The sequence below is a fragment of the uncultured Aquabacterium sp. genome (assembly GCF_947366995.1).
Taxonomy (GTDB): Bacteria; Pseudomonadota; Gammaproteobacteria; order Burkholderiales; family Burkholderiaceae_C; genus Aquabacterium.
The window spans coordinates 24,512-42,725 of the sequence record NZ_CANBCC010000021.1 but is presented as its reverse complement, the minus strand read 5'-3'; the positions used below and the strand labels follow the sequence as shown (position 1 = coordinate 42,725).

At 64.5% G+C, this 18,214-nt stretch carries 20 protein-coding genes and 1 pseudogene; 14 read left to right on the top strand and 7 right to left on the bottom strand.

Annotated features, from left to right (window positions below; translation table 11 throughout):
- Positions 1-115 precede the first annotated feature (115 nt).
- From Q0Z44_RS08005 to gspG, 3 genes are read right to left on the bottom strand one after another with little or no spacing between them, the layout of a single operon-like run.
- Entirely contained in the window at positions 116-1,708 is a 1,593-nt protein-coding gene (locus Q0Z44_RS08005) for a GspE/PulE family protein (protein ID WP_298011643.1), read from the bottom strand.
- Positions 1,705-2,814, bottom strand: a complete 1,110-nt coding sequence (locus tag Q0Z44_RS08000) for a type II secretion system F family protein (protein ID WP_298011642.1) — start codon at positions 2,812-2,814, stop codon at positions 1,705-1,707. Before Q0Z44_RS08000 ends, Q0Z44_RS08005 begins: the two co-directional genes overlap by 4 nt.
- Positions 2,815-2,828: 14 nt before the next feature.
- On the bottom strand, positions 2,829-3,281 hold the full coding sequence (gspG, locus tag Q0Z44_RS07995; protein WP_179950643.1) for a type II secretion system major pseudopilin GspG: 453 nt from the start codon (positions 3,279-3,281) through the stop codon (positions 2,829-2,831).
- A gap of 189 nt (positions 3,282-3,470) precedes the next feature.
- On the opposite strand from gspG, the gene Q0Z44_RS07990 reads away from it, so the two are divergent.
- Entirely contained in the window at positions 3,471-4,643 is a 1,173-nt protein-coding gene (locus Q0Z44_RS07990) for a glycerophosphodiester phosphodiesterase (RefSeq protein ID WP_298011641.1), read from the top strand.
- A 10-nt stretch (positions 4,644-4,653) separates the two neighbouring features.
- Here the strand turns inward: Q0Z44_RS07990 and nhaA are convergent, their stop codons facing one another.
- On the bottom strand, positions 4,654-5,988 hold the full coding sequence (gene nhaA / locus Q0Z44_RS07985; RefSeq protein WP_298011640.1) for a Na+/H+ antiporter NhaA: 1,335 nt from the start codon (positions 5,986-5,988) through the stop codon (positions 4,654-4,656).
- A 133-nt stretch (positions 5,989-6,121) separates the two neighbouring features.
- Between nhaA and Q0Z44_RS07980 the strand changes: the two genes are divergently transcribed.
- From Q0Z44_RS07980 to glgX, 6 genes are all read left to right on the top strand, one after another.
- Entirely contained in the window at positions 6,122-6,739 is a 618-nt protein-coding gene (locus Q0Z44_RS07980; RefSeq protein WP_298011639.1) for a hypothetical protein, read from the top strand.
- Between the two features lie 62 nt (positions 6,740-6,801).
- Positions 6,802-7,290 carry a response regulator gene (locus Q0Z44_RS07975; protein ID WP_298011638.1) on the top strand — a complete coding sequence of 163 codons (489 nt, stop codon included), beginning with the start codon at positions 6,802-6,804 and terminating at the stop codon, positions 7,288-7,290.
- Between the two features lie 624 nt (positions 7,291-7,914).
- On the top strand, positions 7,915-8,181 hold the full coding sequence (gene infA, locus Q0Z44_RS07965) for a translation initiation factor IF-1 (RefSeq protein WP_298011637.1): 267 nt from the start codon (positions 7,915-7,917) through the stop codon (positions 8,179-8,181).
- An 87-nt stretch (positions 8,182-8,268) separates the two neighbouring features.
- On the top strand, positions 8,269-8,559 hold the full coding sequence (locus tag Q0Z44_RS07960) for an RNA-binding protein (protein WP_298011636.1): 291 nt from the start codon (positions 8,269-8,271) through the stop codon (positions 8,557-8,559).
- Positions 8,560-8,630: 71 nt separating this feature from the next.
- Entirely contained in the window at positions 8,631-9,221 is a 591-nt protein-coding gene (locus Q0Z44_RS07955) for a uracil-DNA glycosylase family protein (RefSeq protein WP_298011635.1), read from the top strand.
- A gap of 89 nt (positions 9,222-9,310) precedes the next feature.
- Entirely contained in the window at positions 9,311-11,509 is a 2,199-nt protein-coding gene (gene glgX, locus Q0Z44_RS07950) for a glycogen debranching protein GlgX (protein WP_298011634.1), read from the top strand.
- Here glgX and Q0Z44_RS07945 read toward each other — a convergent pair whose 3' ends face one another.
- Positions 11,510-12,043, bottom strand: a complete 534-nt coding sequence (locus tag Q0Z44_RS07945) for a hypothetical protein (protein WP_298011632.1) — start codon at positions 12,041-12,043, stop codon at positions 11,510-11,512.
- 35 nt (positions 12,044-12,078) lie between these two features.
- The gene (locus tag Q0Z44_RS07940; protein ID WP_298011631.1) at positions 12,079-12,633 is read right to left on the bottom strand and encodes a hemerythrin domain-containing protein; all 555 of its coding nucleotides are present in this window, start codon (positions 12,631-12,633) and stop codon (positions 12,079-12,081) included.
- Between the two features lie 166 nt (positions 12,634-12,799).
- Here Q0Z44_RS07940 and Q0Z44_RS07935 point away from each other — a divergent pair, with 166 nt between their 5' ends.
- The gene (locus Q0Z44_RS07935; RefSeq protein WP_298011630.1) at positions 12,800-13,414 is read left to right on the top strand and encodes a DNA-3-methyladenine glycosylase I; all 615 of its coding nucleotides are present in this window, start codon (positions 12,800-12,802) and stop codon (positions 13,412-13,414) included.
- 8 nt (positions 13,415-13,422) lie between these two features.
- Positions 13,423-14,397 carry a DMT family transporter gene (locus tag Q0Z44_RS07930; protein WP_298011629.1) on the top strand — a complete coding sequence of 325 codons (975 nt, stop codon included), beginning with the start codon at positions 13,423-13,425 and terminating at the stop codon, positions 14,395-14,397.
- A gap of 4 nt (positions 14,398-14,401) precedes the next feature.
- Here the strand turns inward: Q0Z44_RS07930 and Q0Z44_RS07925 are convergent, their stop codons facing one another.
- Positions 14,402-15,100, bottom strand: a complete 699-nt coding sequence (locus Q0Z44_RS07925) for a hypothetical protein (RefSeq protein ID WP_298011628.1) — start codon at positions 15,098-15,100, stop codon at positions 14,402-14,404.
- 336 nt (positions 15,101-15,436) lie between these two features.
- On the opposite strand from Q0Z44_RS07925, the gene Q0Z44_RS07920 reads away from it, so the two are divergent.
- From Q0Z44_RS07920 to Q0Z44_RS18295, 5 genes and pseudogenes are all read left to right on the top strand, one after another.
- A complete protein-coding gene (locus Q0Z44_RS07920) occupies positions 15,437-16,150 on the top strand; it encodes a hypothetical protein (protein ID WP_298011627.1) in 714 nt (237 codons plus the stop codon).
- A 259-nt stretch (positions 16,151-16,409) separates the two neighbouring features.
- Positions 16,410-17,216, top strand: coding sequence for a hypothetical protein (locus Q0Z44_RS07915; RefSeq protein WP_298011626.1), 807 nt, complete (start codon positions 16,410-16,412; stop codon positions 17,214-17,216).
- A gap of 196 nt (positions 17,217-17,412) precedes the next feature.
- Positions 17,413-17,775, top strand: coding sequence for a hypothetical protein (locus Q0Z44_RS07910; RefSeq protein WP_298011625.1), 363 nt, complete (start codon positions 17,413-17,415; stop codon positions 17,773-17,775).
- Positions 17,776-17,913: pseudogene (locus Q0Z44_RS18300) on the top strand (restriction endonuclease); the annotation flags it as partial.
- Positions 17,906-18,157: a hypothetical protein gene (locus tag Q0Z44_RS18295; RefSeq protein ID WP_366517588.1), complete on the top strand. Its 252-nt coding sequence runs from the start codon at positions 17,906-17,908 to the stop codon at positions 18,155-18,157. The pseudogene Q0Z44_RS18300 and the gene Q0Z44_RS18295, both read left to right, overlap by 8 nt.
- The last annotated feature ends 57 nt before the right edge of the window (positions 18,158-18,214 follow it).

Genomic DNA, 18,214 nt, shown 5'->3' with positions numbered 1-18,214 from the left:
GCCTCGGGTCGCCAAGCCGTGCGGACCTGCCCGCGCGCTTTGCGCCACGACTGGCTCACCCACTGAGCGAGCCCGCCCGATCGCCCGGCCTCTTGTCCAAATGAAGACGACATGCCTACTCCGCCAGTGTCACGCGCTGCAGCTCGTCCAGCGTCGACTCGCCTCGCAGCACGCACGCCAGGCCCGACTCCCGCAGCAACCGGGTCCCGCGAGACCGCGCATGGCCCTTGATCTGCGTGAGCGGGGCCCGCGCCACGATGAGGTCGCGCAGGGTGTCGTCCATCAACAGGATCTCGGTGATGGCCTTGCGGCCGCGGTAGCCGGTGCCCCGGCAAGCCGGACACCCCACCGCGCGATGGAAGTGGCCGGCGGTGTCGGGTGGCAGGTGCGCCGCACGCAGCGCCACCGCGTCGGGCGGGCAGGGCACTGCGCACTGTGTGCACAGGCGCCGCATCAGCCGCTGTGCCACCACGCCATTCAGCGCCGACACCATGTTGTAGAGGTCCACCCCCATGTGCATGAAGCGGCCCACCACATCGAACACATTGTTCGCGTGGATGGTGGACAGAACCAAATGCCCCGTGAGGGCAGCCTGTGAGGCAATCTGAGCCGTCTCGGCGTCCCGGATCTCGCCCACCATCACCCGGTCCGGGTCGTGGCGCAGGACGCTGCGCAAGCCGCGCGCAAAGGTGAGGCCCTTCTTCTCGTTCACCGGAATCTGCACCACCCCGCCCAGCTGGTACTCCACCGGGTCTTCAATGGTGATGATCTTGTCCGTCCCATCGTTGATCTCCTGAACGACGGCGTACAGCGTCGTGGTCTTGCCACTGCCCGTCGGGCCGGTCACCAGCAGCATGCCGTAGGGCTTGCGCGCCAACGCCCGCACCACCGCGCTGTCCTGCGCATCAAAGCCGAGGCCTTCCAGGCTCAGCGACTGAGCCTCCTCAGTCAGGCGAGACCGGTCCAGAATCCGCAGCACGGCGTCTTCACCAAAGCTGCTGGGCATGATGGACACGCGGAAATCGACATCCCGCTCGCCCACATCGGCCGACTGCAGCACGCGCAGCTTGAAGCGCCCGTCCTGCGGCAGGCGGCGCTCGCCGATGTCCAGCTCGGCCATCACCTTCAGGCGGGACACCAACTGCTCGGCCACCTCCCGGGAGGGCACTTCGCCCACGCGGATCATCACACCGTCCAGCCGGTGCCGGATCACCATGCCCGTGGCCGTCGATTCCAGGTGGAGGTCGCTGGCCTGGGCCTTCAGCGCGTCGAACAGGGTCGCGTCCAGCAGCCGGATGACCGGGCTACTCTGACGGCTGATCGCCTCCACCGACAGCGCATGAGGCTGTCCGTCTTCCCGCGGCCCTCCATCGGTCGCCTGGTGTACGAACACGCCGCGTGCTTCAAAGGCCTGCTCGCCCCGTGCAAGCAGCACCCCCAGCGTCTCTTCATCCAGTGTGCGCCACAGCAGGGGCTGGCCGACAGATCGGGTCAGCAGCTCGCGGTGCAGTGGCTGTGGCTCGCTGGCTGAAAGAGCCCACAACGCGCCCGCACCGTCCTCTGCCACCACCACCTTGAGGCGCAAGGCCGAGGCCAGCGGCCACTGCGCCCAGCAAAGCCGCCAGTTGAGCGGCGAATCCACATCGGCCGCGACGGCCGCTTCCAGGCTGCCCGCTTCGTCGGGCTGCGACTGCAGGATGGCGTTCACTGAATCTGCTCCGCAACCTGGAAGATCGGCAAGTACATCAGCACGACGATGCCGCCGATCAGCGTGCCCATCACCAGCATCAGCACCGGGCTTACCACCTTGCCTACCCACTCGGTGAAGCGAGCCAGCTCCTCGTCATAGAACGTGGCAGCACGCTCCAGCATCGAGCCCAGCTCACCGGTCTGCTCGCCCACGCGCACCATGCGCAGCGACACGGGCGTGATCAGCCCGTGCTGCTGCATGGCATCCGAAAGCCGCATGCCTTCGCGCACGCGACGTGTGGCCTCACCCAGTGCGCGCCGAAAGCCCGGGCCCATCAGTTCGGCCGACGCCTCCATGGCGGGCACCACGGCCACCCCAGCCTGCAGCAGGAGGCCCAACGTGCGGTACAACGAGGCCAGCTCGATCAGCCGCAACCGCTCACCGATCACCGGCGCCTGCCACAGCCAGCGGCCCAGCGCAGCACGCACCGCGGGATGGCGCACCATGCCGACCACCGCAGCGGCCACCGCCACCAGGCCCAGTAGAGCGCCCCACGGATGCGCGCCCACCGCCCGTCCGGTACGCAGCAGCACGCCAGAAAGCCATGGCAGCTCACCGCCCATTCCCTCGTAGATCTCGGCAAAGCGGGGCACCACGAACACCGTCAGAAAGCCGATCACCAGCAGGCTGGCGCCGATCAGGATCGCGGGGTAGATGGCGGCACTCACCAGCTTGTCGCGCAGCCCGGTCAGCCAGGCCAGATAGGCCGCGTGCTGGCGCAACGCCTCCGGTGTCTGGCCCGTGCGCTGGCTCGCCTCGATCGACGCGATCAGCAGCGGACTGAAGGCCTCGGGGTGGGCGCGCATCGCCTGCGACAGCGTCTGCCCTTGCGACAGCGCCAGCGTCAGCCCACGCAGCACCTGTGCCACGGGCGCATGCGCCTCCTTTTCGCACAGCGTCTGCAAGGCCTCATAGAGCGGGATGCCGGCGTCCAGCAGCACCGCCAACTCCTGGCAGAACAGGCGTCTTGGAAACGCCACTTTGCGCTGCGCGCGCAGGGCAGGGCGGCCGGGCGGCACAGCGGGCTGCGACGCACCGCGGTGGTCAGGTCGGCTTGGGGTCATGGCTGCTCAGGCGCTCACCAGTTGGTGATGTCCTGATCCTCCCCTTCGCCCCCTTCGCGTCCGTCCTTGCCCAGCGAGCTGAGGTCGTAGTCTCCGTGCTCACCCGGTGCCTTGTAGACATACTCGCGGCCCCACGGGTCGCGCGGCGGCGCCTTGCGCAGATACGGCCCCCACCACCGGGTCTCGTCAGCCGGCTTGACCCACAGCGCCCCGAGGCCATGCTCGGTGCTGGGATAGCGCCCCGTGTCCAACCGATACTGATCCAGGGCCTTGCCCAGCGCATCGATCTGGGCGGCCGCGGCCTTCACCTCCGACTTGCCGATCTGCGAGAAGAAGCGCGGCCCCACATAGCCTGCCAGCAGCCCGATGATGACCAGCACCACCAGCAGCTCCAGCAGCGTGAAGCCACCGACCTTCTCCCACCTCTTGAACGGCACCCCGTCAAGGGACGCACCACAGCGCTTCATGGACTCCATACCTTTTCCGCTTCCGTCGATGTGACGCAGCGGGCGTGATCCTATTGACCTATCGCTGACAGGTTTGTGACAGTGATCCCCCTTGATCCGATGACCTCATGCCCCATCACGGTCCCGACACACAAGCCCGCGAGACTGCGCCTCGATCTTCTTCAGCCTCACTTGATCGGAGTCCTTTCGATGTTGAAACTGACCCTCAGCGCGGTCGCGCTCGCCCTGGTGTCCCTCACCGCCTCGGCCCATGGCCCCGCCCGTGACCACGACACGGCGGACACCCGGCCGTTGCTGATCGCCCACCGTGGCGCCAGCGGCTATGTGCCCGAGCACACCCTCGCCGCCTACTGGCTGGCCATCGAGCAGGGCGCCGACTACGTCGAGCCCGACCTGGTGAGCACCAAGGACGGCGTCCTCGTGGCCCGCCACGAAAATGCCATCGCCATCCTCAACGCCGACGGCAGCATCCGCGAAGCCACCACCGACGTCGCCGAACGCCCCGAGTTCGCCGACCGCAAGACGACCAAGACCATCGACGGCACCCGCATCACCGGCTGGTTCACCGAAGACTTCACCCTGGCCGAACTCAAGACCCTGCGCGCCCGCGAGCGCCTGCCCCAGCTGCGCACGGCCAACACGCGCTTCGACAACATGTTCGAAGTCCCGACCTTCCAGGAGGTGCTGGACCTGGTCGAGCAGGCCAACCTGCGTCGTCGCCAGCAGGCCCTGGCCACCGGTGGCGTGAAGGCCGCGCTGCGCGTCAAGCCCATCGGCGTCTACCCCGAGACCAAGCACCCGACCTATTTCGACGGCATCGGCCTGTCGCTGGAAGAGCCGCTGGTTCGCACCCTGCACCGCAATGGCTACCGCGGCCGTGACGCCGCAGTGTTCATCCAGTCCTTCGAGGTCAGCAACCTGAAGGACCTCTCGCGCATGACGCGCCTGCCGCTGGTCCAGTTGCTGAGCGCCTCGGGCAAGCCGTACGACTTCGTCGTCAAGGGAGACCCCCGCACCTACGTCGACCTCACCCAGCCCGCGAACCTCAAAGAGATCGCCACCTATGCGGTCGGCATCGGGGCCAACACCAACCTGATGATCCCGCTGAAGGGCGGCGTGCTGGGCACCCCGACCACGGTGGTGGCCGACGCCCATGCAGCGGGCCTGAAGGTGCACGGCTGGACCTTCCGCGCCGAGAACACCTTCCTGCCGAACGAGTTCGACAGCAGCAGCAACCCGGCTGAACTGGGCGACATGACCGGGCAGGTCAAGGCCTTCCTGAACCTCGGCATGGACGGCTTCTTCACCGACCACCCGTGGCTGGGCAAGCAGGCCATCGACGCCTTCGTGGCAGGCCAGTGACGGGGTGCCCTCAGGGCACGCTGTGCCTCGAGGGCCACCACAACACGGCCAGACCAGTCACGGCCGCACCCAGCGACGCGAGCAGAATGCCCAGTTTCGCCTCGTAAAGCTGGGTGTGGTCGAAGGCCAGGTTGGCGATGAACAGCGCCATCGTGAAACCGATGCCGGCGAGCAGCGAGCCACCCAGCATGTGGCGCCGGGCCAGGCCGGGCGCGCGCAGCGCCACACCGGAGCGCATGGCCAGCCAGGCAAACGCCAGGACGCCCACCGGCTTGCCAACCACCGCCCCCAGCACCACGGCAAGCGTCAGCGTGCCAGCCGACTGGCCTTCGCCCAGGGTCATGCCGGCGTTCGACAGCGCAAACAAGGGCAGGATCACAAAGCTGACCCACGGGTGCAATGCCATCTCCAGCCGTTCCACTGGCGAAAGCGTTTCGCGCGCGGCAATCTCCGCAATCTGCAGCGTCTCCCGGTCGCGGGTGTCGCCGCCATGCTCCAACGCAGTGGGGTGCGCCACGACCCGATCAAGGATCGCGTAAAGGCGGTCATCCGTGACCCATCGACGTGCCGGCGTCATCAGGCCGAGCACGACGCCGGTGGCCGTGGCATGCACGCCCGATGCATCGACCGCCACCCAGATGAAGCTGCCCAGCAGGAAGTACACCGGAAAGCCCCGTATGCCGGCCCAGGCCGCTGCCCGCAAGAGCACCAGGCCGGCTACAGCCCAGGCCAGTGCACGCCAGTCGATCGCGTCGCTGTACCCCAAGGCCACCACGAGCATCGCCCCGATGTCGTCCACGATGGCCAGCGACAGCATGAACATGCTCAGGCTTCTTGGCACGCGGGTGCCCAGCAGCGCCAGACAGCCGATCACGAAGGCCGTGTCGGTCGTCATCACGGTGCCCCACCCCTGGCTGCCCGGCCGGCCGGACATCACGGCCAGGAACAAGCCCGCCGGCACCAGCATGCCGCCGATGGCGGCGGCAATCGGCAAGGCTGCCATGCGGGGGTTGCGCAGGTCGCCCAGCACCAACTCCTTCTTCAGCGCCAGCGCCACCAGAAAGAAGAACAGCGTCATCGCCGCATCGTTGATCCATGCATGCAGCGACCGCGCAAACACCAGCGCTCCGGCGTGCACGCCGACCGGGGTCTCCCAGAAGGCCGCATAGGCATGGGCCCAGGGCGAATTGGCCAGGCCCAGCGCCACCAGAGAGCAAAGCAGCAGCACGCCGCCGCCCGCAGCGTGCACCTGGAAGAACAGCGTGAAAGGCCGCTTCAGGCGATCACTCAACTCGTGCGGCAATTGCCCCGCTGCTGAAGTGCCATCGCGGTGTTCTTTGGTCATCAGGCCAGTCTAGTGCGCTCACCCCACCCGTGTGCAGATGGGCCTCCCACCTGACCGACATGCTGGTCATGGGGTACCAGCCGGCATCGTCGCGTGCTACCGTGCCCACTAACTGCTCCTCAGGGGAATCGCCATGAGCTTCGATTTCGCAGAGGTCTTCACGGTCGCCGCGCGACAAGTTGTTCCTCTCGCTCGAAGCCAGGGCCTCTCCTTCACTTTTGACTGCCAGAGTGCAGGCGTGCGCATCGCCGGTGATCAGGCCGGCTTGCAAGGGGCCTTGCATCGCTTGTTCCTCGCTGTGATCGGTCTGTCGTCCGGCGGCTTGTTCGTCGTCTCAGCGAAGGCCGACCTCTCGCAGTCGCCCCCCTCGCTGCAGCTTCGCGCCGCCCTGGTGGGGTCGGACGTCACGATGGCCTCGGTCACGGCGGCCCACGATCACCTCGGCCTGGGGCGCTGTCAGGTTGGCTCGGTCGACCCCTGCACAATGGCCGCCTCCGGCGTCTGTCCCCATACGCAAGGCCAGGTCGAGATGACCGCCATGCCAGGACATGGCGCCCTGGTCACCCTGAGTGTGCCCGGCGTCGAGGCGCCCCTTGTCACGGAGATGCCTGAACCGCACGCGCAGGGTGCGCACGCCTGGCTGGTCAACGTCGACGATGCACTTGCCCGCAGCTGGGAAAAGCGCCTGGCCAGACTAGGCTGGACCACCACCCGAGTCCCATCCTTCGAGGACGCGACGGCGCGCGCCTGATCTACGCCGTTCAGGCCGGGTCTGCCAGCCTCCGTCACCCCGCGCACGTCAAGGGCTATGAGGTGCACGTCTACCCGCTGAGCCCACATGACCTCGACGAGATGACCCGCAGCCTGTCCTTCCCGGACGGCGTCGCCGACACCATCACGCCAGAACCCTTACACGGACCGCCTCCCGCCACCATCCTCATCGTCGACGATGGCCCGATGAACCTGATCGTGGGGCAGGGCTTCGCGGAAGCGCTGGGCTACGTCGTTCAGACCGCAACGGACGGCCAGGCCGCCATTGACGCCTGCATGCAGCACGCGCCGGACATGGTGCTCATGGATCTGCACATGCCCGTTCTGGGCGGGGCAGAAGCCACGATGCAGCTTCGTGCCATGCAGCGGCGAGGCGACATCCCGCCGTTTCCCATCGTGATCCTGACGGCCGGCTGGTCAGCCGAAGTCCGTCGGCAATGCATGGAGGCCGGCGCCGACGAGTGCCTGGCCAAGCCCCTGTCCATGGCGGACATGGACGCCGAGCTGGCCCGGCGGACCGGCCATCGGTGACGCAGCATTTCCACCGCACTGCCGTGGTATGAAAAACAAAGTTGGCACAAACGGCGTTTCGCTGTTAGAGTGTGACCACTTGCTGCAGCACCGCTTACCTCCGCAGCATCGTTGTCGCACTGCCCGCCACCACGGCGCTGCAGCTGCCCCATCGGCGATCACCTTATCGGCGTGATCAGCCCCTTCCAGGCAAGCGTCGCCTGGCTCTCAGAGCCTCTTTGCGTCACCCAACCCGCATCCGGGTGTGCAAAGCCACTCCTCCCATTCCGCGTGGCGTCCGACTGCATCGTGCAGCCTGGTTTGCGCCCGCCCTGCGGCCGCACCCCGAGTGTGCCCGCCCGAGATCTCTTGAAAAGCATCCCTTCCCATACACGCGCTGTCGGCAAGTTCCTCTTGTCACCGCTCAGCAAGCAGACGCCAAGCGGCCAATACGCCGCCTCGCTCTCCATTCGAAGCGGCCGGGGCTCCGGCACACACGATCGTGTGTTCCGCTTCATTCCCGTGTTTCCCACCCCCCAGGCCGCCATGCAGTACGCATTGGAGCAGGGGCTGGGCTACCTCCGTCTTTCCGGATTGCCTGCCTGAGCGGCAAATCCCGGCGCAAACATCAACGAGGCATCGCACATGGCCAAAGAAGAACTGATTGAAATGCGCGGACAGGTCGATGAAGTCCTGCCGGACTCGCGCTTCCGCGTCACCCTGGAAAACGGGCACACGCTCACCGCCTACACCGGCGGCAAGATGCGCAAGCACCGCATCCGCATCCTGGCCGGTGACAAGGTGTCGCTGGAGTTGTCGCCCTATGACCTGACCAAGGGCCGCATCACCTTCCGTCACCTCGAGCCCCGTGTGGGTGGCGCGCCGAAGCCGCCCCCCCGTCGTCGTTTCTGACCGCCCGACGTTCCGTCGCGCAACCCCCGATTCAACCCGTGCCGCAAGGCGTCTGCCTGGACGCGGCCATTTTCTGAAAGGTCCCTCATGGACAACAAGCTCTACGTTGGCAATCTGCCTTACTCCACCCAAGACGGCGATCTGCAAGAGCAGTTCGGCCGCTTCGGCGATGTCGTGTCCGCCAAGGTCATGATGGACCGCGACAGCGGCCGTTCGAAGGGCTTCGGCTTCGTCGAAATGTCCAGCGGTGCCGAAGCACAAAGCGCCATCAAGGGCATGAACGGTCAGTCGATTGACGGCCGCGCCCTTGTGGTCAACCTGGCTCGCCCCCGCGAAGAAGGCGCTGGCGGCTTCCGCCCGCGTCGTCCGAGCTACTGATAACCGGTACGCCGGTCGGGGCAGCCGAGGCCGCCCCACCTGAAGCGCCGCGCATCGGGCACACTGCCCTGATGTCGGCGCTTTTTCCATTGCTGGACGAGGTGCGCGCGTGCCGCGTCTGCGAGAGCGTGCTGCCCCTCGGGCCGCGCCCGGTGCTGCAACTGCACCCGCGGGCGCGCATCCTGATCGCAGCCCAGGCGCCGGGCCGCAAGGTCCATGCTACGGGCATCCCATTCAGCGATGCAAGCGGTGAGAGGCTGCGCCGTTGGCTCGGCCTGGATGCGACCGCCTTCCACGACCCACACCGCGTGGCCATCCTGCCCATGGGCTTCTGCTATCCGGGCACGGGCCCTTCAGGGGATCTGCCACCGCGCCCGGAATGCGCTGCACAGTGGCACGCCAGACTGCTGCACGAACTGCGCGACCTCCAGTTGAAGCTGGTCATCGGCCGGTATGCGCTGGCCCACCACCTTCCCGGCAACAGTGCATCGCTGGCCGAACTCGCGCGCCAGCAGCTTGCCGGGCACCCGGTGACGGTCGTATTGCCTCACCCCAGTCCGCGCAACAACCGCTGGCTGAAACAGCACCCCTGGTTTGAAGCGGAGCAAGTGCCCCGCCTGCAGACGCTCGTGCAACGCGCTCTGCAAGGTACATCGGCCTGACCGCTCGGGCACGAGGTTTGCCCGGATCGCCCCTGTGGCCACCGCTGCAAGTCACCCGTCGGGTGCGGGTGCCACGGGAGTCATGATCGATGGGTTCGGGATATGACCTGGGGGCGCTGGCTGAAGGCTCCCCTTTTCCACGGGGCGCCACGTACGATGGTCAGGGCGTCAACTTCGCGCTGTTCTCTGCGCATGCCACCAAAGTGGAGTTGTGCCTGTTCGACGAGTCGGGCGAGACCGAGTGGGCGCGCGTCACGCTGCCCGAGTACACCGATGAAGTGTGGCACGGCTACCTGCCCGGCATCGGGCCCGGCACCCGCTATGGCTACCGTGTCCACGGCCCGTACGAGCCTGATGCCGGCCATCGCTTCAACCCGAACAAGCTGGTCCTCGACCCCTACGCGAAGGCGTTCATGGGCTCCCTGCAATGGGGTCCGGCCTTGTTCGGCTACGAGATCGGCCACCCGGACGCCGACCTGAGCTTCGACGAGCGCGACAGCGCCCACCTCATGCCCAAGTGCGTGGTGGTCGATTCCCGCTTCCAGTGGCAGCAGAACGAACGGCTGCGCGTGCCATGGGACCGGACCGTGATCTACGAGACGCACGTGCGCGGCTACACGCAGCGGCACCCCGACGTGCCACACCACCTGCGGGGCACGTTCGCCGGCCTGGCAGAGGACGCCGTGATCGAGCGCATCCGCAAGCTCGGCGTGACCTCGGTCGAACTGCTGCCCGTCCAGATGTTCGTGGACCAGCCCTACCTGCTCGACAAGGGCCTGCGCAACCACTGGGGCTACGACACGCTGGGGTTCTTCGCCCTGCATCCGCGTTACCTCAGTGCACCGAGCATCGACGAATTCAAGTACATGGTCGAGCGGTTTCATGCGGCCGGCCTCGAGGTCATCCTGGATGTGGTCTACAACCACACGCCGGAGGGCAACGAGCTCGGTCCCACGCTGTCCTTCAAGGGCGTGGACAACGCCAGCTACTACCGGCTGATGCCGGACCAGCCGCGCTACTACATCAACGACACGGGCACCGGCAACACGCTGAATCTCAGCCACCCGCGGGTGCTGCAGACCGTCACCGACAGCCTGCGCTACTGGGCCACCGAGATGCGCGTGGACGGCTTCCGTTTCGACCTCGCCACCATCCTGGCCCGCGAGCCGCACGGTTACGACGAAGGCGGGGGGTTTCTCGACAGCTGCCGCCAGGACCCGGTGCTGTCGTCCGTCAAGCTGATTGCCGAGCCGTGGGACTGCGGGCCGGGCGGCTACCAGGTGGGCGGCTTTCCACCCGGATGGGCCGAATGGAACGACACCTTCCGGGACACGGTGCGCGCGTACTGGAAGGGCGATGAAGGGCAGGTGCCCGACCTGGCAAGGCGACTGACCGCATCGGGCGACAAGTTCAATCGCCGCGGCCGGCGCCCATGGGCCAGCGTCAACTTCATCACCGCCCACGACGGCTTCACCCTGCACGACCTGGTGAGCTACAACGACAAGCACAACGAAGCCAACGGCGAAGAGAACCGCGACGGCCATGCCGACAACCGCTCGTGGAACTGCGGCGCGGAAGGCCCCACCGACGACGCCGACATCGTGGCATTGCGCGAACAACAGAAGCGCAACCTGCTGGCCACGCTGTTGCTGGCGCAGGGCACGCCCATGCTGCTGGCCGGCGATGAATGCGGCCGCACCCAGGGTGGCAACAACAACGCGTACTGTCAGGACAACGAAACCTCGTGGTTCGACTGGGACATCGGCGAAGACGGGATGCGCTTGACGCGCTTCGTGCAGCGGCTGCTGGCATTACGGCAAGCCTTGCCGGTTCTGCGACGCAACCGTTTTCTCACCGGCGAATGGCGTGAGGCGTTCGAGTTGCGCGACTGTGCATGGCTGGACGAACAGGGAAACGACCTGACCGAAGAGCAGTGGCACGACCCGGGACGTCGATGGATCGGCATGCTGCTTGATGGGCGCGCGCCCTCGTCCGGCATTGACCGGCCGTCAGACGACGCGACCGTGTTCGTCGTCTTCAACGCCAGCCACGAAGAAATCGACTTCGTGATGCCGCACGTGTCGGAGGCGCAATCCTGGGAACTGGTGATCGACACGGCGCGAACAGCGACCAGCGAGGAGCATGCGCCGCTCGGCGCCGGGCAGACTCACCGCTCGGAAGCACGCTCGGTGCAGTTGCACATCCTGGTCACCGACGATGGCGACATCCATGCGCGGACGGTGAGAGAAGCGCTGGCCCCCTTCATGGAAGAGAGGGCCAGCGACTGATCAGAACGGCCCGGCTGGCAGCGCGCTCTGAACCGCTTGAGACAGCGGTGCCATCCGCAGGTCGGGTCTCGGCATGCGCTCCATCACATCGGCAGTGGCCTGCGTCCAGCCGGCCGCCGCGTTGACGGTGCGGTCCTGCCAGGCGCCCACGCGGTCAAGCTGGTCTCGCGCGCGCTGCCCCATCTGGTCCAGGCTCGTGCTCACCATCTCGGTGGCCCGAGCCGTCTGGTCCTGCAGCATCTGCGAGGTGTTGCGCTGCATTTCGCACGCCATGGCGTCGGCATGCTGCGCGGCCTGCACGAGCTGGTCCGTTCCGATGGTCAGCATGTGGCGGGTCTGCTCACTGCCCACCGCAATCATGGCCGACCAGTCCGGCAGGCCGACGGCGCCAGCCGCCTGCGCCTGTGCCTGCAGCATCACGCTCGTGGCAGCCACGTTCATCTGGCAGAACTGCTCGGCGGTGCGCAGCACCGTCTCGGCCAGATCGACCGGTCGGGCCAGCGCGGGGGAGGGGGTCACTTCAGCGGTATCCATGGTGTTCTCCTGGTTTGCCGGCCAGGTGGCGGCATTCAGTGCATCGCGCCATCGGCGCCCATCTCGCCCAGCAGTTCTTCCTTGCGGGCGGTCATCTGTTCGCCCAGTTCGTCGAAGTCCACATCGCTGCGGGCCTTCAGAACCTTGGGGAACATCTCTTCCTCTTCCTCCTTCACGTGGTGTTCGATGTACTCGCCCAGCACGGTCACCTTGGCGTCGTACAGCTCTTCATCGGGCTGCATGGCCTCGATCTGGCTGATGAGGTCCTTGGCGCTGGCGTGTTCGACCACCGCTTCATCAACCATGTCCTGTTCGATCAGTTCGCGTGCGGCGGGATAGAACAGTTCTTCCTCGATGGCGGTGTGCGCCTTCAGCATGGTGCAGATCTCGCTCACCAGGGCCTGCTTCTCGCTGCCTTCCGCCTCGTCCTTCACGAGCTTGGCATAGGCCTTGAACAGCTTGCTGACTTCCCTGTGGTCCTTCACCAGCAGCTTGACGGCTTCCGGCTGGCTCGCCGCCGTCTTGCCCTGCGAGGCAGAGGCCGACTTCGAACTGCTCGACTTGGAGCTGGTGGACTTGGATGTGGGCATGACGTTTTCCTTCGGGTCAGGCGGGACTTCTGAGCGCAGTCCGCCGGGGGTGTGGGGGCGCAGCGCTCGTGCGCTTGCCCTTCTTCCGGCAAACGGGGTGCCCGCTGCGGGTGTCTTGGGTGCCTGCTATGCTGGCCCGCTCTTTTCGCGCACCAGGAGCCCATGCATGAGTCCCACCGCCGCCGGCCCAGATGGCCTCGTCCGTTGCCGCTGGTGCCTGAGCACGCCCGCCTACCGCGCGTACCACGATGAGGAATGGGGCTTTCCGGTGGCCGACGACCGTCGCCTGTTCGAAAAGATCTGCCTGGAAGGCTTCCAGTCGGGCCTGAGCTGGCTGACCATCCTCAACAAGCGGGATGCCTTCCGGCGCGCCTTTGCCGGCTTTGATTTCCACCGCGTGGCCGGCTTTACCGAAGCCGACGTCGACCGCATGCTGCAGGACGAGGGCATCGTGCGCCACCGCGGCAAGATCGAAGCGGCCATTCACAACGCCGCCCGCGCGCTGGAGTTGGTGTCCGAGTGCGGCTCATTGGCGGCCTTCTTCTGGCGGTTCGAAGCGCCGCGCACGGACGAGGTCCTGTCCGCCCCCGTGGCCACGAGCGAAGCCTCGATCGCGCTGTCGAAGGAACTCAAGCGCCGCGGCTGGAAGTATGTGGGCCCGACCACCATGTACGCCTTCATGCAGGCCATGGGGCTCGTCAATGACCACGCCGCCGACTGCGCCGTGCGCGCGCAAGTGGCCGAGGCCCGCCAGCGCTTTCAGCCGCCGCAGTTGGGATAATCCGGCCGATGTGGATCGGAACCCTGTTTGCCCTCGTTGCCGGACTGGTGTGGGGGCTCGTCTTCGTCGCCCCGGTGTTGCTGCCGGAATACCCAGCGGCCCTGCTGTCCTTTGCGCGCTACCTGGCCTTCGGGTTGATCGCACTGCCTCTGGGCTGGCTTGACCGCACCAACCTCCGCCAGCTCACCGCCGCCGACTGGAAGGATGCGCTCAAGCTGGCCCTGGTCGGCAACGTGGTCTATTACTGCTGCCTGGCTTCGGCCATCCAGCTGGCCGGCGGGCCCCTGCCCACCGTCATCATCGGCACGCTGCCGGTCGTCATCGCGCTGTGCTCGAACCGGCGCAACGCCCGCCGAGACGGGCGGTTGCCCTGGCAACGGCTGGGGCCCTCGTTGCTGCTGATCCTCGCCGGCATCGGGCTGGTCAACCGCGCCGAACTGGCCCTGCTGACTGAGCGCGGCCAGCTTGACCTGGCGAACTACGCACTGGGCGCGGTGCTCGCGGTGTTCGGCGTGGCGTGCTGGACCTGGTATCCGCTGCGCAACGCCGACTGGCTGCGCGCCCACCCCGACCGCAACCCGCGCACCTGGGCCACGGCACAGGGCCTGGCCACCTTGCCCCTGGCGCTGGTCGGCTATGCCGGGTTCTGGCTCTGGAACGCAGCCAGCGGCTCGGCCTTCGCCATGCCCTTCGGGCCGCGCGCGCAGGCCTTCGTCGGCATCATGTTCGCCATCGGCCTGCTGGCTTCGTGGGTCGGCACCCTGTGCTGGAACGAAGCCAGCCAGCGGCTGCCCACAGCCCTGGTGGGCCAGCTCATCGTGTTCGAGACGCTGGCCGCGCTGGCTTACGCGCTGATGTTGCGGGGCACGGCGCCGGACCCGGGCACCCTGGTGGGCGCGGGCCTGCTGGTGGCGGGGGTGCTGTGGGCCTTGCAGGGCGGCGGGCTGCGGCCCGAACCCGAGGGCGTGCAAGGACACGCCTGAGCCGTCAGAAAAGCCGGTCAGGGGTCAGGCGCACGCCGAACGAAATCCACCGGCTGCTGTGCGGGCCGTTCACGCGCTCGCCCACGGTGGCATCGATCTGGACGCGATCCGGCACGAGGGCAAACCGCGCGCCGATCTGGAACAGCGGGCGGTGGCGGTGGTCACCGAAGGTTTCCACAATGCCGAGGACCCGGTCGGTCAGCCGGATCTCTCCGCCCAGGCCCCAGGTCAGGTTGTGCTCCCGGCTTGCGCGGTCTCGCAGCCAGCCGACGTTTGCATGCACCACCACCTGGTCGTCGCGCAACGAGAACGACATCGGCACATAGGCGTAGACGTTGCCCAGCAGGTTGGGGCCCGGGTTCACGCCGGGATGGCGAACGGTGCCGACCCCCAGGCCCCAGCCCCAGCCGTTGGTCTCCAGTGGCTTGAACAGCGTCTTGAGCTGATAGAGGTGATCGTGCGAGTCGGGGCGGCCCTCGATGCGCGCCGTGCCCATGCCGGCAGTGAACTCCAGATTGCCCCAGGGGTTGCACGCAGGCAGCGCCCAGAACTCGGTGCTGCCGCTTTCCGCCCGCGTCCAGGATTCGAGCTGGCAACTGCCGGCGGTGGTCAGGCGGGCGTCGTCGGTGATGAAGGGGCGGGCGGCCTGCGCAGGCAGAGCGGCGGCGAGCAGCAGGGCGAGGGCGGGGTGGCGGGCGAGCATGGCCGGATTCTCGGCGACGTTCGTGACGCTTGGGTGCGTCGCGTTCCAGGTGGAGCAGTTTCGATCGCTGAATCAGTGCGGGGATGGAGTGGCTTCGGCGCGGGGAACGGACAGTAACAATGTCCGGCTTGGTTGGGGCCTATACGGATGCAATGGGCGCCGGATTCGCGTGGAAAGTCTAGCTGGGACGCCTACTTAGGAGGGGTGCCGCAGTCGGGTGTCTCGTGTTACAAGACTGATAAATGGACAATGTAACCGGACGGTCGTGTCCGCTAAAACACAGTTAGGCCACTAGTTGCGAAGCAGCTCGCGCTTCAAACATGAAATGGAATCGAAGTGACGTTCTTGATAGATGCCTACGTGCAGCAGGCGCTGGCCAACCGGATTGACGCGGCGGTTGAGGAGGTTCTCAATGAACTACCGAATCACGGAAGTGAGGAAGGTATTACGCCAGTCCTTGGCCATGCTCTACGCCGTCAATCAGTAAGAGGTGATGGATTTCAGGTCAGGTTTAACTACCGGCAACTAAACAAGAACACAGAGGAGCCATCAGCGGGTGCCGATGGTGGTTTTCTTGTGACCGTCCAAACGCCCGACGCTAGCGTAAGTAAAACAGCACTCTTTCAAGCCAAGCTTCTGCGGGGCCACGAGCCTGTTCGCGAATTACGCATGTCCACGGCGGAGGCCGCGCGTCTTCAAGAGCAAGCTACCAACATGCTCACTCATACAGGTGAATCAGTCGCAATCTTCTACACTCGCAAGCAGATCTACGTTGTTGACGCGGCGAGCTTTCAATCCATCAGAACTCGAACGCCACTTGCGGAAAAGCATCGCCTCATTACTCTCGGCACATATCTTGGCAAATGGCTGCCGCGATGCACAAAAGGCGACAAGAGCCAAGATCTATTTAAAAGAGTCACGCACCTTGATGGCTTCAAGCGAGGTCTGACCATGGAAGTCATTTCAGAGCGCCCATCCATTGCTGCCACTCCAGAGCCAGCCGAGGTCTTATGGGGTGCTCGCCCAATAATGCACAGGAGAAAGCAATAAACATCAAGACTCAAGTGGAGTGGATGCACTGCAACTACGATCCACAGCGCGGATTCAAGTATGAAGTGCAACACCACAGTCCAAAATCCAGCGCCTAACTGGGCGGTCAAGCGGACGCCAACACTGGCCATGGCTTCGCCATTGTCATGGCCAGTGTTGGTGCCCTACGCACCTTCGGTGCTCCGGCGCCGCTTACCTTGAGCGTTAGGCCGCTCAACTTTTCGCCAAAGTAGCTTACAAAATCTGCAGGAACGAACACATGGCTTCAAACATTGACAGGTTCAAATCAGACTTGGCCGCACTCATCAAGCGTGGTGAAAAATTGCAAATGGCAATGCAGCTTGAATGTCATGGGGAAGCTTTCAAGAAAGCTGTCAAGGAGCAACTGAAGTCGAAAGCGGAGGCATATTTAAAGGACTTGCCGAGCTTCAGCAAAGAATACCAACGTTGGTACACCGAAGCCCAAGCTGTCATCCGACAGCTGATACCAGATCGTCTGGCAGACTTTATTCGCCACTACGAAAAGCCCAAGGCGCGCAAAAGCATTTCTTACGAAAGCTACCGTATCGAAGATTATCTTCAAAGCCTTCGAGTTACTCGCTTCGGCGACGAGGTTGTCGTGGACAGCAAAGCTGCCATCCCCCAATTCGACCAGCAGGTTGCAATTCTTAAGGCCGCAGAAGCTCGCTTTGAATCATCGCTAATGGAAATTCGGCAAGTGCTGCAAGCAGATCTATTCGACTCTGAACTTCAGGCAGCAGAACATCTAGCCAAGTTCAAGTTCTTTAGAGCAGCGGGCGCCTTGGCTGGGGTTGTCCTCGAAGGGCACCTCGCGCAGGTTTGCTCGGATCATCAGATCACAGTCGCAAAGAAGAACCCAACCATTTCCGACTTCAATGAGCTCTTAAAGACAAATGGTGTTATCGACGTGCCTCAATGGAGGTTCATTCAACACCTTGCTGATTTGCGCAACCTCTGCGACCATGCTCGCAAGCCAGACCCAACGCAAGAACAAATTGCGGACTTGCTAACTGGCGTGACCAAGGTAATCAAAACGGTTTTCTAACCACAGCATGCAAATTTTCAATCTACAGGAGCAACGCTGCACCTGTCACCAGCCTAACTGGTCGTTCAACGCGGACGCCACGGCAGGCCATGCCTTCGGCATTCTCATGGCCTGCCGCGGTGCCCTCCGCACTTCGTGCTCCGGCGCCGGTTAACTAGGGCGTTAGGCCTCTTCAATACGTCCTCAGCCCCAAAAAATGAACACAAAATTCGACCTCACCACGAAAGAGGGACTGCTTGAGGCAGCCAGGCAAATCAAGGACAAGGACTTGCCGCTACTTATTGTGCCAGGAATAGGCCCGCTGGCCTACCTTGGTAAGAAAGCGATTGATGCTGGCGAAAAGCTGTTTGCGCCAACAGAAGCGACAATCGAGCAACAGAAGCGAGCAGCAATCGAGATCATTAAAGCAGGAAAGGAATCTGGGGCTGAAAGCCTCGAAGTAACGTTGTCTCAACAAGTCGGCCTCGACTTTGGTAGCAATATCGAAGGAGTTCCAATTAAGGTAATGGTCGGCAAGTCGGGGAACATGACTTTGAAGGTCAAGTATGCGAAGACCTAACTGTCGGTTCAACGCGGAGGTGGAGTCGATGTTGTTCTTCGCAACGGCGAAAATCAATATACCGCTGTTCAGGTCAAGCGGCACAAGAATGCAATAGAAGTCTCGTCCATACGGGTAGCTTTTGGGAACCATGGTACTGAACGGATATACCAAGGGCGCCTTTGTAACAACCTCCAGATTTCAGTCTGGCGGTGCGGAGGTAGTGGCCACTGCCTCATCAAAAGGCCTATTTATCGAGCTAATAGATGGTCAGCGCTTTCTTGATCAACTTAAGATCGCGCAACTGAACGATTTTTCGCAATATCCAGAGCTAATCAGTAGCGATTTTTTAGGCACCTTAGAGTTGGAACTTGGCAATGAGCTTCATTGCCGCCCTCTATAGCTTGGCACCCTCTGCACCTTCGGTGCTCAAGCGCTGCTTACATGGGGCGTTAGGTCA

Coding starts and splice junctions, on each gene's coding strand:
- nhaA (WP_298011640.1), bottom strand. CDS start 5,988: ATGACCAAAGAACACCGCGATGGCACTTCAGCAGCGGGGCAATTGCCG.
- Q0Z44_RS07915 (WP_298011626.1), top strand. CDS start 16,410: ATGGCTTCAAACATTGACAGGTTCAAATCAGACTTGGCCGCACTCATC.
- gspG (WP_179950643.1), bottom strand. CDS start 3,281: ATGAAGCGCTGTGGTGCGTCCCTTGACGGGGTGCCGTTCAAGAGGTGG.
- Q0Z44_RS18295 (WP_366517588.1), top strand. CDS start 17,906: ATGGTACTGAACGGATATACCAAGGGCGCCTTTGTAACAACCTCCAGA.
- Q0Z44_RS07910 (WP_298011625.1), top strand. CDS start 17,413: ATGAACACAAAATTCGACCTCACCACGAAAGAGGGACTGCTTGAGGCA.
- Q0Z44_RS07980 (WP_298011639.1), top strand. CDS start 6,122: ATGAGCTTCGATTTCGCAGAGGTCTTCACGGTCGCCGCGCGACAAGTT.
- Q0Z44_RS07990 (WP_298011641.1), top strand. CDS start 3,471: ATGTTGAAACTGACCCTCAGCGCGGTCGCGCTCGCCCTGGTGTCCCTC.
- Q0Z44_RS07960 (WP_298011636.1), top strand. CDS start 8,269: ATGGACAACAAGCTCTACGTTGGCAATCTGCCTTACTCCACCCAAGAC.
- Q0Z44_RS07955 (WP_298011635.1), top strand. CDS start 8,631: ATGTCGGCGCTTTTTCCATTGCTGGACGAGGTGCGCGCGTGCCGCGTC.
- infA (WP_298011637.1), top strand. CDS start 7,915: ATGGCCAAAGAAGAACTGATTGAAATGCGCGGACAGGTCGATGAAGTC.
- Q0Z44_RS08000 (WP_298011642.1), bottom strand. CDS start 2,814: ATGACCCCAAGCCGACCTGACCACCGCGGTGCGTCGCAGCCCGCTGTG.
- Q0Z44_RS07930 (WP_298011629.1), top strand. CDS start 13,423: ATGTGGATCGGAACCCTGTTTGCCCTCGTTGCCGGACTGGTGTGGGGG.
- Q0Z44_RS07945 (WP_298011632.1), bottom strand. CDS start 12,043: ATGGATACCGCTGAAGTGACCCCCTCCCCCGCGCTGGCCCGACCGGTC.
- glgX (WP_298011634.1), top strand. CDS start 9,311: ATGGGTTCGGGATATGACCTGGGGGCGCTGGCTGAAGGCTCCCCTTTT.
- Q0Z44_RS07935 (WP_298011630.1), top strand. CDS start 12,800: ATGAGTCCCACCGCCGCCGGCCCAGATGGCCTCGTCCGTTGCCGCTGG.
- Q0Z44_RS07940 (WP_298011631.1), bottom strand. CDS start 12,633: ATGCCCACATCCAAGTCCACCAGCTCCAAGTCGAGCAGTTCGAAGTCG.
- Q0Z44_RS07925 (WP_298011628.1), bottom strand. CDS start 15,100: ATGCTCGCCCGCCACCCCGCCCTCGCCCTGCTGCTCGCCGCCGCTCTG.